Source organism: Sphingomonas daechungensis (genome assembly GCF_014489495.1).
GTDB classification, from domain to species: Bacteria; Pseudomonadota; Alphaproteobacteria; order Sphingomonadales; family Sphingomonadaceae; genus Sphingomicrobium; species Sphingomicrobium daechungense.
The window spans coordinates 207,922-221,985 of record NZ_CP060780.1 but is presented as its reverse complement, the minus strand read 5'-3'; the positions used below and the strand labels follow the sequence as shown (position 1 = coordinate 221,985).

Sequence of the window (14,064 nt, the reverse complement as noted above, 5' to 3'; positions counted from 1 at the left end):
TGACATCAGCCCCGGAACGTCGCCGACCGCGCTCCGTCCCTCGTCGACGAGATTCGGGATCGCGGTGCCAGGCCGGTCGGTGTCTTCCAAGATCAAGGCCATGAATTCGTCGGCCGAACGGCGAAGGAGCTTGGGCTCGCCGCGGTACAGCTGCACGGGGGAGAAGGTGATCTGGACCGGCTTCGCGCGAAGCTGCCCGAAGATTGCGAGATCTGGGCGGTGAGCGCGGTCCGCAACGAGGTTTCGCCCGAGCGGGCTGGCGCAGACCGCATTCTCTATGACACCAGCGTCAATGGGCGCACGGGCGGCACCGGGCACGTGTTCGATTGGGGCCTGCTCGCCGATCGTCCTGAACTTGCTGATGCATTCGTGGCTGGAGGAATCAGCCCGTCAAATGCGCGCGATGCGCAGGCCCTCGGAAGCTACGGGATCGATGTCTGCTCGGGGGTGGAAGCCTTTCCCGGCCGCAAGGACCTGGACAAGGTCGCCCATCTTTTCGAAGCTGTCCGACCCGCCTGCCGGAGGCGCGCCTGATGCGTCAGGATGGCCGCTTTGGCCGCTTCGGCGGCTGCTTCATCCCGAGATCCTCGTCCCCGCGCTCGAGCAGCTCGAAGGGGCGTTCCTCGACGCGGAGCAGGACCCGGCGTTTCGGTCCGAGCTTAATGAGCTGCTGGCGAATTATGCCGGGCGGCCTACCCCGCTCACTCTGTGCCGAAACCTCGGTGGCAAGGCGCGCATTTACCTGAAGCGCGAGGACCTGCTTCATGGCGGCGCGCACAAGACCAATCAGGTGCTCGGGCAAGCCCTGCTCGCCAAGCGCATGGGCAAGCACCGGCTGATCGCCGAAACCGGCGCTGGCCAACACGGAGTAGCCACGGCGATTGTCGGCGCGCTCTTCGGCTTCGAAACCGTGGTCTACATGGGCGCCGAAGACGTCGAGCGGCAAAAGCTCAACGTCTTTCGGATGGAGCTAATGGGCGCGAGAGTCGTGCCGGTGGAAAGCGGCGGGCGGACGCTCAAGGATGCCATCAACGAGGCGCTCCGCGATTGGAGCGCGAGCTTCGATGACACGCACTATCTTCTCGGGACCGCAGCCGGCCCGCATCCCTTCCCGACGATGGTGCGCGAATTCCAGCGTGTGATCGGCAAGGAGGCGCGCGCGCAGGTGCTGGAGGCGGAAGGGCGGCTGCCCGATGCCGTGCTAGCCTGCGTGGGCGGCGGGTCGAATGCCATCGGCATGTTCGCTGACTTCATTCCCGACCATGAGGTCCGTCTGATCGGCGTCGAGGCGGCAGGGAAGGGCCTCCACGGCCATGAGCACGGCGCGACGATCCAGCGTGGCATGCATGGCATCCTGCACGGTGCGGAGACCCTCGTGCTCCAGAATGAGGACGGACAGGTGACCGATACCTGGTCCGTTTCGGCCGGGCTCGACTACCCTGCGGTCGGACCGGAGCACGCGCACCTCAACGACATTGGCCGCGCCGATTATGTCGGAAGCACTGACCAGGAGGCGCTCGACGCTTTCGTGAAGCTGGCGCGAAGCGAGGGGATCATTGGGGCGTTCGAGTCCTGTCACGCGCTCGCGCAGGCCTTGAAGATGGCGGAGGCGGGGGAGGCCGAGGTGCTGGTCGTCAATCTCTCCGGTCGCGGCGACAAGGACGTGGCCCAGGCGCAGGCACTGCTCGGAGCGATGGCATGAGCCGCTACGACGCGATGTTCGATCGGCTCCGGGGGCACGGCGAGGCCGCGTTCGGCGGGTTTCTGATGCTTGGCGACCCCGATCTGGAAACATGCGCGAGGCTTCTCGATGCCGTCGTCGAGGGCGGGGCCGACATGATCGAGGTCGGCATCCCGTTCTCCGACCCCGTGGCAGACGGGCCGGTGATCCAGGCTGCGGCGGTGCGGGCGCTGGAGGCAGGTACTCGAGTCGACGATTGCTTCCGTCTGCTGACCGAGTTCCGCTCGCGCCATGCGAATATTCCGGTCGGCATTCTGACGTACGCCAATCTGGTTGCGGCCCGCGGGCGAGAGCGCTTCTTCGCGGATGCTACTGCCGCAGGGGTGGACAGCCTGCTCATCGCGGACGTGCCGTCGCTAGAAGCCGAGCCCTACGCAGATGAGGCGCGATCGGCCGGTGTCAGCCTCGTCATGATCGCAGCGCCGAACACGCCCGGTCAAACACTGACCCGGATCGGCCGTCTGTGTTCGGGCTACACCTATTGCGTGGCGCGAGCCGGTGTGACCGGCGAGCGGCAGGAGCTGGCGCTGGAACACGATCGGCTTTTCACGACCCTTCAAAGCGTTGGCGCGCCGCCGGCTGTGCTCGGCTTCGGGATTTCGACACCCGATCACGTGCGCCAGGCCATCGCGAGCGGCGCGGCCGGGGTGATCAGCGGCTCGGCCATCGTCCGGCTTGGCGTCGAGCAGGGTGCCGATGCCGTCCGCGAGTTCGTCGCCACCATGAAAGCGGCAACTCGCTCGACCGTTTCGGCCTAGTCGAAGCCCTTCAGCACGTTTGCGAAGATGCGCTGGCCGACGGGTGTCAGCACCGACTCCGGGTGGAACTGAACGCCGACCTGCTTGGCCTGCACGTCGCTGATCGCCATCGCCATGCCATCGATCGAGGCATGGACGCGGAAACGGGACGGCGGGTTGGGCGTGCAAAGCGAGTGATAGCGCCCAATCTTGATGGTTTCGGGTAACCCTTCGAACGGGCCAGAACCGTCGTGGTTCAACGCCGAAGCCTTGCCATGCATCGCGTCCGGCGCTCGCACGACCTCACCGCCTGCTTCCAGAACGATCGCCTGCTGGCCCAGGCAGACACCGAACAGCGGCACCTCACCCTTCGCCAGCGAGATCAATTCGATGCAGCAGCCCGCATCTTCCGGTCGGCCCGGGCCGGGCGAAATCAGGATGACGGCGCTCGTCTCGCGTGCCTGGTCCAACGCGTCGGCCGCGGCAATTTCGTTGCGCACCGCTCTCACGGTCGCCCCCAGCCTCTCAAGCGCTTCCACGATGTTGAAGGTGAAGCTGTCGTGGTTGTCCACCATCAGGACGTTGCGGCTCATCGAATTTGCCCCCCGGCAATCGCAGAAAGGACAGCCGACGCCTTTCGTCTTGTTTCCTCCGCTTCCGCCATCGGATCTGAATCGTGCACGACACCGGCGCCTGCGCGAACGTAGGCAGTCCCGTCCTTCACCAGCGCCGACCGAATCACGATGCCGGTGTCCATCGACCCTTCACCGTTCAGCCAGCCGATCGTCCCGCCATAAGGACCGCGTCGGGTCCGCTCGTACTCGCGGAGCAACTGCGTCGCGCGTAGTTTCGGCGCTCCCGAAAGCGTGCCGGGATTGAGGCACGCCTGCAGCGCGTGGATCGCATCGTAACCCTTGGTCAGCACGCCCTTCACCGAGCTGACGAGGTGCATCACCCGGGCATATTTCTCGAGCGTCATCAGTTGGGCCACGTGACGGGTGCCCGGCTCGCTGATACGCGCGACGTCGTTGCGGGCGAGATCGACCAGCATCATGTGCTCGGCCGCTTCCTTCTCATCGAGGCGCAGGTCGGCCTCCATGCGATCATCCTGGTCGCTGTCGGTCCCTCGCGGTCGAGTGCCGGCAATGGGCTTCACTTCGACGAGGGGCTTTCCGCTTTCGCGCGTCACCCGGACCGAGGTTTCGGGAGATGCCCCAAACAGCGCGAAGTCGCCGCCCGATACGAAGAACATGTAGGGGCTGCGATCGAGGGACCGGACGCGTGCGAATGCGGAGAGCGGATCGGGACAGGCGGCGCTGAACGTGCGCGATGCGACGATCTGGTACACGTCGCCGGCAAGGATGTGCTCCTTGAGTTGGGAAACAGCAGAAGCGAAGGTCCGGTCGTCGAGATCGACGGCAACCTCGCCCGGCGCGCCAGGCTTCGGATGTAATCCGTGGACGTCCGACGCGCGAAACGACAATTCGCCGAGACGCTCGATAGCGCTGTTGTGGCTGCGTTTCCGCTGTTCCGGATCCCCGGTCGCAAAGGATGTGCAGACAAGGCGCGGAGTGAGCTTCGGCTCACTGACGATCACCGATTCCGCAAGCCAGAAGATGAAGTCGGGGAAGTCGGCCTGGTCTTCGGCGTACGGCGGCAGCTCCTCGAACAGCTCGACGTGATCGAAGGCGATCACACCGGCGAGGCAGACCGCCATGGCCTCTTCGGGCGTCTCGTTCGCAATCTCGGTCGTGATTGCGCGTAAGACGTCAAACGGTGACGGCGCAAGCAGCCGGCGCTCCGCATCGACTTCATCCGAGCGCTGATACCGGAGAGTGACTCGATCCGCCGATTCAGACGCCAGATTCTTCGCAAGCTTTCGCGCGACGAGTTCGAGGACCGGCTGGCCCGTTGTCGAGAGTGCATCGAGCGTCACCTCCCCGCCGCGGCAGTCGATCCGCACCGCGGCTTGGTCGAGGATAACACTCTTTCCCGCAGTGGTTTCGATCAGCAGCGTGTCGGGGCGTCGGCCGTGATCACTCAACTGGGCATAGAGTGCGAGCAGGTCGACCGGCGTGGACAGGCGACGAGAAATCGCCCGCGCCGTGCCGGTGGCGAGATCGGTCACTGCGTTCACGCCAACTCCCTGCCAATCGCCGCGAGCACGGGTCGAAGCCCGGTCATCAGGGCCTCGAACTGGTGGGGATACAGCGACTGCGCTCCGTCCGACCAGGCGTCGACCGGGTCTTGATGCACTTCGACGAGGAGACCGTCGGCACCGCAGGCCGCGGCCGCCAAGGACATCGGAATGACGAGGTCGCGAACGCCCGTGCCGTGGGAGGGATCAACCATGACCGGCAGGTGGGTCTTCTGCTTCATGTAAGCGACCGCATTGAGGTCGAGGGTGTTGCGCGTCACGGTTTCGAACGTGCGAATGCCTCGCTCGCAAAGGATGACCTGTTCGTTGCCGGCCGCGAGCAGATATTCGGCGGCGAGCAGCAGATCTTCAACCTTTGCGGCAAGACCGCGCTTCAGGAGTACCGGCTTGCGCACCTTGCCGAGAGCTTTCAGCAGCGAGAAATTCTGCATGTTGCGCGCGCCGACCTGGAGCATGTCCGCGCTCTCCGCGACCGCATCCACATCCGCCGTGTCCATGACCTCGGTGACGACCGGGAGGCCGAGCTCGTCGCCGACCTTGCGTAAGGTCGCCAGCCCTTCCGGGCCGTGTCCTTGAAAGGAATACGGGCTGCTGCGCGGCTTGTAAGCGCCTGCGCGGATGCCAATCGCGCCCGCCGACGCGACTGCACTCGCACTGTCGTGCAGGCGCTCCGCCGTCTCCACCGCGCAGGGACCGCCGATCACAGCGAACCCGACGCCGCCGATGTTTGCGTTGCCGAACCGGACGACCGTATCGTGAGGGTGCATCTCGCGGCTGACCAGCTTGTAGGGCGAGAGGATGGGTTTCAGCGATTCCACCATCGGGTGGCCGTCGAGGTTCAACTCCGACAAAACCCTCTCGTCGCCAAGGGCCCGAGAACGACGCGCTCGCTGCCGGGCATGTAGAGCGGCTTGAGGCCCTTTTCCTCGATACGCCCCAGGATTTCCTGGGCGATTTCCTCGGTGGCTTCACGCTTGAGAACGATGATCATCTGTCGAATTCCGTTGTGTTGAGGGCAAAGAAAAACCCGCCGGGTTGCGGCGGGTCCTTGGAGACATCTGGCGGGAAGAGGCTGTCTTCCGGCTATCCGTTCACTGGGCGCGCCGCATCGATGGCTGGGGACCAGCGCCACCACCAAATCGTTGCGGTGCGAACCTGAATCATCGTGAGCAGCATGCTATGCGGCCCGCTCGCGGTCAATCATGCGTGTGACGAAATCGCCGAAGCGTTCTCCGGGCGCTCGCTCGTTTGCGTAGGTCGAGAGCTTCTCGGACAGGATTTCGAGGATGCGTTCCTCGCCAATGTTCTCGGCGTAGAGCGAGTTCAGCCGCTCACCGTGGAAGCCGCCGCCCAGATAGAGATTGTATTTGCCTGGCGCCCGTCCGGTCAGCGCAATCTCGGAGACATAGGGGCGCGAGCATCCGTTGGGACATCCGCTCATGCGAATGGTGATCGGCTCCTGCGCCAGGCCGTTCTGCTCAAGGATCGCTTCGATCTTAGTGATCAGGTCGGGCAGATAACGCTCCGCCTCCGCCATCGCGAGCGGGCAGGTCGGCAGCGCGACGCAGGCGATCGAGTTCAGCCGCAGCGAGCTTGTCTTGTCGCTTTCGGCGAGGCCATGCTTGGCCAGTAGCGCCTCGATCTGCGGCTTATCCTCCGGCGTGACGCCCGCAATGATAAGGTTCTGGTTCGGGGTCAGGCGGAGATTGCCACTGAGCACTTTTGCGATCTCGCGGAGCCCGGTCATGATGTCGCGGCCGGGCAGGTCTGACACGCGCCCGTTGGCGATGAACAGGCCGTAGTTCCAGGTGCCTCGGTCTGTCTGACGCCATCCGAAGCCGTCGCCGTTCGTGGTCAGATCGAAAGGCCGCGCGGACTCGAACGGGGCGCCCATGCGCTGCTCTATCTCTGACTTGATGAAGTCGAGACCCTTGTCGTCGATGGTGTATTTGAAGCGAGCGCGGGCGCGGACTACGCGGTTTCCGTAGTCGCGCTGAACCCCCATGACCGCGTCGGCACAAGCGAGCAGGCGATCCTTTGGAATGAAGCCGACGACATCGGCAAGGCGCGGATAGGTCGTCGGCTCATTATCGGTACGGCCCATGCCGCCACCGATGGTGACATTGAAACCTTCTATGCCGTTCGGACCCGTGACGGCAATGAAGCCGAGGTCTTGCGTATAGACGTCGATGTCGTTCGAGGGCGGGACGACGAAGCCGATCTTGAACTTCCGCGGCAGGTATTGCTTGCCGTAGAACGGTTCCTCGTTCTCGCTCGTGGCAACGCGCTCTTCGCCGTACCAGATCTCGTGATAGGCGCGGGTCTTCGGAATGACGTGGTCGCTGAGCTGCTTGGAAAGCTCCGCGACTTCAGCGTGGATATCGGAGTCCGCCGGATCGGCTGTCGCCATCACGCCGCGTGAATCGTCCCCGCAGGCCGCGATCGTGTCGAGTAGCACATCGTGCAGGCCTTCGATCGTCGGCTTGATGTCTTCCTTGACGATCCAGTGGAATTGAAATGTCTGACGCGTCGTCAGCCGGATCGTGTTCCCGCCGTGGGTCTGAGCCAGCTCGTCGATCTTCAGCCATTGCTCAGGCGTGCAGACACCGCCGGGAAGGCGAACGCGAACCATGAAGGTCAGTGCGGGCTCCAGTTTCTGACGCCTACGCTCGTCGCGGATGTCGCGGTCGTCCTGCTGGTAAATGCCGTGAAACTTCATGAGCTTGTTGCTCGCGAAGGTCACCCCGCCGGTGATGCGGTCGAGCAGGTCGCTGGCAATATGGCCGCGCAGATAATCGCTATTGTATTTCAGCGTCTCATCGGGCCCGAGCTTGTCGAGCGCCTGCGAGAGGTCGGTGCTTCTGTCGATGGTTCGGGTAGTCATTGAACTCTCAGTAGACGTCGCGCTGGTAGCGATGCTCGGCGGCCAGGTTGCGGATGTAATCTTCGGCAGCTTCCCGTGAACGGCCACCCTCATGCTCGACGATGCCGATCAGGGCTTCGTGCACATCGCGCGCCATCGCCTTCCCATCGCCGCAGACGTAGAAATGAGCGCCTTCCTCAAGCCACGCGAACAGGTTGCGCGACTGCTCGCGCATGCGGTGCTGGACGTAGGTCTTGGAACTGGCATCGCGAGAGAAGGCGACGTCGAGACGGCTGAGCACACCTTCATCCAGCCACTCCTGCCATTCGACCTGGTAGAGGAAGTCGCTGCGGAAGTTGCGCTCGCCGAAGAAAAGCCAGGAGCGGCCGGCGGCGGCTCGCGCCTCGCGTTCTTGAAGGAACGCGCGGAACGGAGCGACGCCCGTACCCGGACCGACCATGATGATCGGGACATCGTCGGCGGGCAGTCGGAAGTGCGGGTTCTCCTGAACGTAGACAGGAATGGTCGAGCCCATTTCGAGCCGGTCAGCGATCTGCGTCGTTGCGACTCCGCCCCGAGCGGTGCCGTGCAACTCGTAGCGCACCCGCGCGACAGTCAGGTGGGCTTCGTTGCCGACGAGCGCCTGGCTCGAAGCAAGGGAGTAAAGCCGCGGCTGCAGCGGGCGCAGGCCGGCGAGCAGGCTATCAGCCTCGACACCCGCGACCGGAAAGCGGCGGATGATATCGACGATGTGATGTTCGTACAGGAACTTCACGCGAGCTGCGGCGGCCTCCGGGCCGGTGAGGTCCTCGAGCTCCTTGGCGCCCGTGAGGTTTGCCCACTGCTCGATGAAGCGGGGGCTGCCGATCGTGATTTCGAACTTCCCGCGAGCGCATCGGCGAGCGGCAATGGCTCATTCTTCACCGTCACCGAAGTGCCTGGCGAAAGGCCTGTCGTCTCGAGCAATTCTTCCACCACGCGCGGGTCGTTCGTCGCCGCGAAGCCGAGTGAATCTCCGGGCTGGTAAGTCAGTCCCGATCCGCCGAGGTCCAGCTCGACGTGCCGCGTCTCCTTGGTCGAGTGGCGGCCGACGATCTGAATGTTCTCGAGGACGGTCGCGTTGAATGGATTGCGCTTGTCGTGTTTGGCCGGCGCGGGGTCCGAGATACGGGGCGAGGCGCCGATCGTCGGGGCGGCGGCAACCGCGAGGTCGGCAGCGAGAAGCTCGACAACCGAACTGCTCCACGCTGCGGCAGGTTCGTCAAAGTCGATGTCGCAATCGACGCGCGGGCTCAGGCGGCTTGCGCCAAGTTCTTCGAAGCGGCTGTCGATGCGCTTTCCGGCCTCGCAATATTTCTCGTAGGTCGAATCCCGAGCGCCAGCACGGAGAAGCGGACGCCTTCCAGCTTCGGAGCGCGAGGCCCTTCGAGGAACTCGAAGAAGGCCACCGACGGCTGCGGTGGATCGCCCTCGCCATAGGTGCTGACGATGAAGAGCACGTCCTGCTCATCCTTCAGCTGACGGACTTTGTAGTCGGAAAGATCGGACACCTTGGGCGTCAGCCCGCGCTCGGTCGCACTCGCGGCCAGTGCTTTGGCGAGGTCGCGGCTATTTCCCGTCTCGGTTCCATAGAGGATCGTCAGCGTACGTCCTTGCGGAACAACGAGCGGCTCGATCTCGCCGTCGCCGGAGCGGAGAAGCCCGGCATCAAGCCCCGCGAAATATCCGCTGATCCACCGCGCCTGCGATGGCGTCAGGCTCTGGGCAAGGTTCTCGACCAGCTGCCATTGCTCAAGGCTCAGCGCGCCCTCGTGAAGGGGAAGCTGGACGGTCATGGCTTTGCTCCAGTCGCCTGTGAGGAGGTCAGATCACCCATTCCCCGCCTCCATTGTCTTCGTTCGATGCTTCGACGACGCGGCCTGGGTGAGCCTCGCCGGGCCGCGCTTCGATAGTGACGAGGACGTGCACGCCAGCGGCGGCGAGCAGCTTCGCAGCTTCCCGCGCGGTGAGAACGGGATCGTCCGCCGGGAAGCCAGCAATGGCCTCCTCGTCAATTATCGAAACCTGCCGGCGCTGCGCCTTCAGCTCTGCCGCGGTCCTCGCGGCCCACAGCGCGCGGTCGGGGCCAGTGACCCAGATGATCGTGCTGGTTGGACCGGCGGCACGCCTGACCGCGTTGGCGGGGAAGTCGTCGACGAGGCCCGCCGCCACCGTGGCGTGGGTCATCTTGTCGATCAGGATGAAGCCGCCGAGCTTACGGTTGTCGACATAACGAACACCTGGAATCGCTCGATCGAGGTCGATCACGACCTTGCCGATGTCGTTCAGCGCCAGTGCGTTGCCGTCCGAAATCTCCAGCGTGTTCACGTCGGTGATCGACTGGACGGTGTCGATGCTTGCGGAGACCGTCTGGGTGCCGACCTTCAGCCAATAGGATCGGTGCGGAACCAGCTTCTCGTCGGACATCCAGATGAGGCTTGCGGAGATGCGGCTGACCGCGTCCGATCTTTCGCCGGCCGCGACCAGGATGTCACCGCGTGAGCAGTCGATTTCGTCGGTCAAAGTCAGGGTCACGGATTGGCCAGCGACCGCCTGATCGAGGTCACCGTCAAATGTGACAATCCGCTCGACGAAGGTGTTTCTCCCAGCCGGAAGCACCGAGATCGGATCGCCCACGCGGACCTGGCCGCTGGCGATCCGCCCGGTATAACCGCGGAAGTTCTGGCTCGGGCGGCTGACCCACTGCACCGCCATGCGGAAAGGTTCATCCCCCGCTTTGCGTTCAGCCGCCGGCACCGCCTCCAGATGCTCCAGCAAGAATGGGCTATCGTACCAGTCGATTTCGGCCGAGCGGCTGGTGATGTTGTCGCCCTTCAGACCCGAGACCGGAATGGCCGTGAAGGTTCCGATGCCAGCCGTCTTTGCGAAGGCGGCATAATCTTCGACGATCCGATCGAAAGCGGATTGGTCGTAACCGACGAGATCCATCTTGTTCACCGCCAGCACCACGTTCCGGATGCCGAGCAGGTGGACGAGGAAGCTGTGCCGCTTAGTCTGCGTCAGCACGCCCTTGCGCGCGTCGATCAGGATCACAGCGAGGTCGGCGGTGGATGCACCTGTGACCATGTTGCGCGTGTACTGCTCGTGGCCCGGAGTATCGGCGACGATGAACTTGCGCCTTTCAGTCGCGAAGAAGCGGTAGGCGACGTCGATCGTGATGCCCTGTTCGCGTTCCGCGGCGAGGCCGTCGACCAGCAACGCGAAATCTAGCGCTTCGCCCTGCGTGCCCTGCTTCTTGCTGTCGCTGGCCAGCGTCGAAAGCTGGTCTTCGAAGAGCATCTTGGAATCGTACAGGAGGCGACCGATCAAAGTGGACTTGCCGTCGTCGACCGATCCGCAGGTAATGAAGCGCAGCAACGACTTCTTCTGCGTCGCATCGATCCAGCGTTCGAGTTCCTCGCGCGCGGTCTCGGCGGCATCCAAAGGCTTGAGCAGCGTGGCCATCAGAAATAGCCCTCCTGCTTCTTCTTCTCCATGCTGGCGGCGCCGCCGTCCTTGTCGATGACGCGGCCCTGCCGCTCCGACGTGGTCGCGACGAGCATTTCCTGGATGACCTCAGCTAGCGTGGTCGCTTCGCTCTCGACGGCACCTGTCAGCGGGTAGCAACCAAGCGTGCGGAATCTTACCGAACGGTCGACCGGCGTTTCGCCCGGCTGAAGTGGAAAGCGCTCGTCGTCGACCATGAGCAGCGTGCCGTCGCGCTCAACCGTTGGACGAGGCGCGGACAAATAGAGCGGGACGATCTCGATCCCCTCGGCGTAGATGTACTGCCAGATGTCGAGCTCGGTCCAATTGGACAGCGGGAAGACGCGGATCGATTCCTTTGCGCCCTTCTTCGCATTGTAGAGCGACCACAGTTCCGGCCGCTGGTTCTTCGGATCCCAGCGATGGTTCTTGTCACGGAAGCTGAACACGCGCTCCTTGGCGCGGCTCTTTTCCTCGTCGCGGCGGGCGCCGCCGAAGGCCGCGTCAAAGCCGTATTGATCGAGCGCCTGCTTTAGCCCCTCTGTCTTCCACATGTCTGTGTGGAGCGGGCCATGATCGAATGGGTTGATGCCCAGCTTTTCGGCTTCGGGATTGCGGTGAACCAGGAGCTCGATCCCCGGCTCGGCAGCAACTTTGTCGCGCAGGCCATACATGTCCCGGAATTTCCAGGTCGTGTCGACGTGAAGGAGCGGAAAGGGCAGGGGCCGGGGAAGAAAGCCTTCTTGGCAAGATGCAGCATCACCGCGCTGTCCTTGCCGATCGAATAGAGCAGCACCGGCCGCTCCGACTCCGCAACGACCTCGCGGAAAATCTCGATGCTCTCCGCCTCAAGCTGCTCAAGGTGATTGAGGGAGCGCGTGGTGAACTCAACTGGCGCGTTCATGATGCGAGGGCTTTCGGAAAGGGCAGGGGTGCCGAGGTTGCGCCAACGTGACGGCGGCCAACCCAGCCGATGACTACCGTGACGGGTGCTCCGATGGGCAGTTCAGCAACGAAATTTTCGATCTCGGCAACTGTTGCAGAGACGTGAACTTCGTCGGGAAGCGTCGCGGAAGCGATTGCAATTGCTGGTGTTTCCGGATCGATGCCCTTGCGAAGCGCATCGCGCACGAACTGTCCGAGCGTCTTGCGCGGCATATAGAGCACCGTCGTCACCTTGCGATCGGCGACGCTGATCCAGTCGATGTCGGAGGGCAGTTTGCCGTCGGCGCCATGCCCAGTCAGGAACTGTACGCGGCGGGCGTGGCGGCGCTCTGTCAGCGACATCAGCAAAGAAGCGCTGACGCCCTGCGCCGCTGAAATGCCGGGAATGGCGGAGATCTCAATGCCGGCCGCCCGGCAGGCGTCGATCTCTTCCGTGGCGCGACCGAATATCATTGGGTCGCCGCCCTTGAGGCGCACGACAGTGTCGCCGGCCCGCGCGAGCTCGACCATAATTTCGTTGATGTCGGACTGCTTGCACGAAGGGCCGTGGCCGCTCTTCCCGACGGGAACGCGCCGGGCCTCGCGACGAGCCAGTTCGAGCACATCCGGTCCGACCAGATGATCGTAGAGGATCACCGTTGCCGTTTGCAGAGCCCGGACGGCCTTAAGGGTTAGCAACTCGGGATCACCCGGACCAGCGCCCACCAGAGTCACGCGTCCGGTCGTGCCGGGAGCCGACGCGACCAGCGCGTCGAAGTCGCTGTCCAGAGGCGCGAGATCCGGTCCGCTCCAGGCCTTGACGGCGAAGCGCTGCCAGAATGCCCGACGGTCTGAGAAGTTGCTCAAACGCTGCTTCAGGCGCGGACGCCACGCCTTTGCAGCCTTCGCCCAGCTGGAAAGACCGAGAGGCAGAACACTTTCGATCCGGGAGCGGATGGACTGGCCGAGAACCGGGGCTGCGCCGTCCGTGGAGATCCCGACTACAATCGGCGAGCGGTTGACGATCGTCCCGAAGGTGACGTCGCACAGATCGGTCTGATCGATGATGTTGACGACAGCGCCGGCAGCATGAGCGGCATCGATTAAGCGCAGCGCCTCATCGTGATCGGCAAGATCTGCGACGGCGATAGCCGCGCCTTCGAGTTGCGGAGCTTCCCAATGATCGCTGATGTGAACATCTGCTCCTGCCGCGCTGAGCAGCTCCGCCTTCCACTTCGCTCCTTCGGACGAGCCGATGACGACGGCCTTCCGCCCTTGCAGCCTGTGGAAGAGGGGCAGATTCGCCAGCGGGCGATGCGCGAGATATCGCTCATGCCGCCACATTCCGGACGAGCTTGCCGTCAGCCCGAACATGAAGTCCGCATTCGCGAGCTTCGTCGGTTTCCCACCACCAGCGGCCGGCCCGCTCGGGTTCGCCGGGCTGAAGTGCGCGAGTGCAGGGCGCACACCCGATGGAGAGATATCCCTCCGCATGCAGTGCATTGATCGGCACATCTAGCTTCGTGCACTCCGAAGCGACGTCGTCCCGGCGGTGGTCGAACAAGGGTGCGACCTTCAGAAGGCCTCGCCCTGCATCCCAATCGGCAAACCGCACCGCGGAGCGGTTTCCGGACTGGTCGGCGCGAAGCCCGGTGATCCATCCTGCCGCTCCGGCGAGAGCGCGCTTCAGCGGTTCAACCTTCCGGACCTCACAGCAGGAAAGCCGGGCGTCCTTCGAATAATAGAAGCCGTTGATGCCCTGATCGGCGACCATCCCCGCGACCGCCTGAGCATCCGGGTAGAAGGCGCGGATACGGACTCCGTACCGTTCTTCGGTCTCCTGCCAAAGCGTATAGGTCGACGGGAAGAGCCTGCCCGTATCGAGCGTGACGACGTCAATCGGCAACCGCTGCGTAAAGATATGATGCGCGATGAGCTGGTCTTCGATGCCGAAGCTGGTCGTGAAGACTAAGCGGCCGGAAATCAGGCCTGAGGCAGCACGGAGGCGTCCTGGCACGTCGGCTGCGGCGGCGGACTTGAGCTCCGCAGACACCGGGACAGCCGGTCTGATCTTCGGGAAATCCGCGTCGGCCACTGTGCCACCTTAGAAAAATAT

Annotated in this window: 13 protein-coding genes and 2 pseudogenes; 3 read left to right on the top strand and 12 right to left on the bottom strand. The window is 63.8% G+C overall.

Annotated features, from left to right (window positions below; genetic code table 11):
- Window positions 1-51: 51 nt before the first annotated feature.
- From trpF to trpA, 3 genes are read left to right on the top strand one after another with little or no spacing between them, the layout of a single operon-like run.
- Window positions 52-534, top strand: a complete 483-nt coding sequence (gene trpF / locus H9L15_RS20025; RefSeq protein WP_187715737.1) for a phosphoribosylanthranilate isomerase — start codon at window positions 52-54, stop codon at window positions 532-534.
- Window positions 434-1,702: a tryptophan synthase subunit beta gene (trpB, locus tag H9L15_RS01120; RefSeq protein WP_317617555.1), complete on the top strand. Its 1,269-nt coding sequence runs from the start codon at window positions 434-436 to the stop codon at window positions 1,700-1,702. The genes trpF and trpB overlap by 101 nt, the downstream gene beginning before the upstream one ends.
- Window positions 1,699-2,499 carry a tryptophan synthase subunit alpha gene (trpA, locus tag H9L15_RS01115; RefSeq protein WP_187714883.1) on the top strand — a complete coding sequence of 267 codons (801 nt, stop codon included), beginning with the start codon at window positions 1,699-1,701 and terminating at the stop codon, window positions 2,497-2,499. The genes trpB and trpA overlap by 4 nt, the downstream gene beginning before the upstream one ends.
- On the opposite strand, the gene H9L15_RS01110 is transcribed toward trpA, so the two are convergent.
- The 12 genes and pseudogenes from H9L15_RS01110 to H9L15_RS01070 all read right to left on the bottom strand — a co-directional run bounded on the left by H9L15_RS01110 (window position 2,496) and on the right by H9L15_RS01070 (window position 14,043).
- Window positions 2,496-3,071 (bottom strand): anthranilate synthase component II, encoded by a 576-nt coding sequence (locus tag H9L15_RS01110; protein WP_187714882.1) that lies wholly within the window; start codon window positions 3,069-3,071, stop codon window positions 2,496-2,498. The two genes, trpA and H9L15_RS01110, sit on opposite strands and share 4 nt — an antisense overlap.
- The gene (locus H9L15_RS01105; protein WP_187714881.1) at window positions 3,068-4,615 is read right to left on the bottom strand and encodes an anthranilate synthase component 1; all 1,548 of its coding nucleotides are present in this window, start codon (window positions 4,613-4,615) and stop codon (window positions 3,068-3,070) included. Before H9L15_RS01105 ends, H9L15_RS01110 begins: the two co-directional genes overlap by 4 nt.
- Window positions 4,612-5,487, bottom strand: a complete 876-nt coding sequence (aroF, locus tag H9L15_RS01100) for a 3-deoxy-7-phosphoheptulonate synthase (RefSeq protein ID WP_223276382.1) — start codon at window positions 5,485-5,487, stop codon at window positions 4,612-4,614. Before aroF ends, H9L15_RS01105 begins: the two co-directional genes overlap by 4 nt.
- On the bottom strand, window positions 5,475-5,627 hold the full coding sequence (locus H9L15_RS16565; RefSeq protein ID WP_223276381.1) for a hypothetical protein: 153 nt from the start codon (window positions 5,625-5,627) through the stop codon (window positions 5,475-5,477). Before H9L15_RS16565 ends, aroF begins: the two co-directional genes overlap by 13 nt.
- Before the next feature lie 186 nt (window positions 5,628-5,813).
- The gene (cysI, locus tag H9L15_RS01095) at window positions 5,814-7,520 is read right to left on the bottom strand and encodes an assimilatory sulfite reductase (NADPH) hemoprotein subunit (protein ID WP_187714880.1); all 1,707 of its coding nucleotides are present in this window, start codon (window positions 7,518-7,520) and stop codon (window positions 5,814-5,816) included.
- Between the two features lie 7 nt (window positions 7,521-7,527).
- Window positions 7,528-8,274, bottom strand: a complete 747-nt coding sequence (locus H9L15_RS18370) for a diflavin oxidoreductase (protein WP_262984861.1) — start codon at window positions 8,272-8,274, stop codon at window positions 7,528-7,530.
- Window positions 8,271-8,594 (bottom strand): hypothetical protein, encoded by a 324-nt coding sequence (locus tag H9L15_RS18365; RefSeq protein WP_262984944.1) that lies wholly within the window; start codon window positions 8,592-8,594, stop codon window positions 8,271-8,273. The genes H9L15_RS18370 and H9L15_RS18365 overlap by 4 nt, the downstream gene beginning before the upstream one ends.
- Before the next feature lie 231 nt (window positions 8,595-8,825).
- A pseudogene (locus H9L15_RS18360) lies at window positions 8,826-9,334 on the bottom strand (flavodoxin domain-containing protein); the annotation flags it as partial.
- Between the two features lie 28 nt (window positions 9,335-9,362).
- Window positions 9,363-11,003, bottom strand: coding sequence for a sulfate adenylyltransferase subunit CysN (cysN, locus tag H9L15_RS01085; protein WP_187714879.1), 1,641 nt, complete (start codon window positions 11,001-11,003; stop codon window positions 9,363-9,365).
- A pseudogene (gene cysD / locus H9L15_RS01080) lies at window positions 11,003-11,928 on the bottom strand (sulfate adenylyltransferase subunit CysD). Before cysD ends, cysN begins: the two are co-directional and overlap by 1 nt.
- Complete coding sequence (gene cysG / locus H9L15_RS01075) at window positions 11,925-13,322, bottom strand: siroheme synthase CysG (protein WP_223276380.1); 1,398 nt, start codon at window positions 13,320-13,322, stop codon at window positions 11,925-11,927. Before cysG ends, cysD begins: the two are co-directional and overlap by 4 nt.
- The gene (locus H9L15_RS01070) at window positions 13,279-14,043 is read right to left on the bottom strand and encodes a phosphoadenylyl-sulfate reductase (RefSeq protein WP_223276379.1); all 765 of its coding nucleotides are present in this window, start codon (window positions 14,041-14,043) and stop codon (window positions 13,279-13,281) included. The genes cysG and H9L15_RS01070 overlap by 44 nt, the downstream gene beginning before the upstream one ends.
- Window positions 14,044-14,064 lie beyond the last annotated feature (21 nt).

Bases quoted from the DNA above. Each gene is read 5' to 3' on its own strand.
- trpB (WP_317617555.1), top strand. From the start codon at position 434: ATGTCTGCTCGGGGGTGGAAGCCTTTCCCGGCCGCAAGGACCTGGACA.
- trpA (WP_187714883.1), top strand. From the start codon at position 1,699: ATGAGCCGCTACGACGCGATGTTCGATCGGCTCCGGGGGCACGGCGAG.
- H9L15_RS01110 (WP_187714882.1), bottom strand. From the start codon at position 3,071: ATGAGCCGCAACGTCCTGATGGTGGACAACCACGACAGCTTCACCTTC.
- H9L15_RS16565 (WP_223276381.1), bottom strand. From the start codon at position 5,627: ATGATCATCGTTCTCAAGCGTGAAGCCACCGAGGAAATCGCCCAGGAA.
- cysI (WP_187714880.1), bottom strand. From the start codon at position 7,520: ATGACTACCCGAACCATCGACAGAAGCACCGACCTCTCGCAGGCGCTC.
- cysN (WP_187714879.1), bottom strand. From the start codon at position 11,003: ATGGCCACGCTGCTCAAGCCTTTGGATGCCGCCGAGACCGCGCGCGAG.
- cysG (WP_223276380.1), bottom strand. From the start codon at position 13,322: ATGTTCGGGCTGACGGCAAGCTCGTCCGGAATGTGGCGGCATGAGCGA.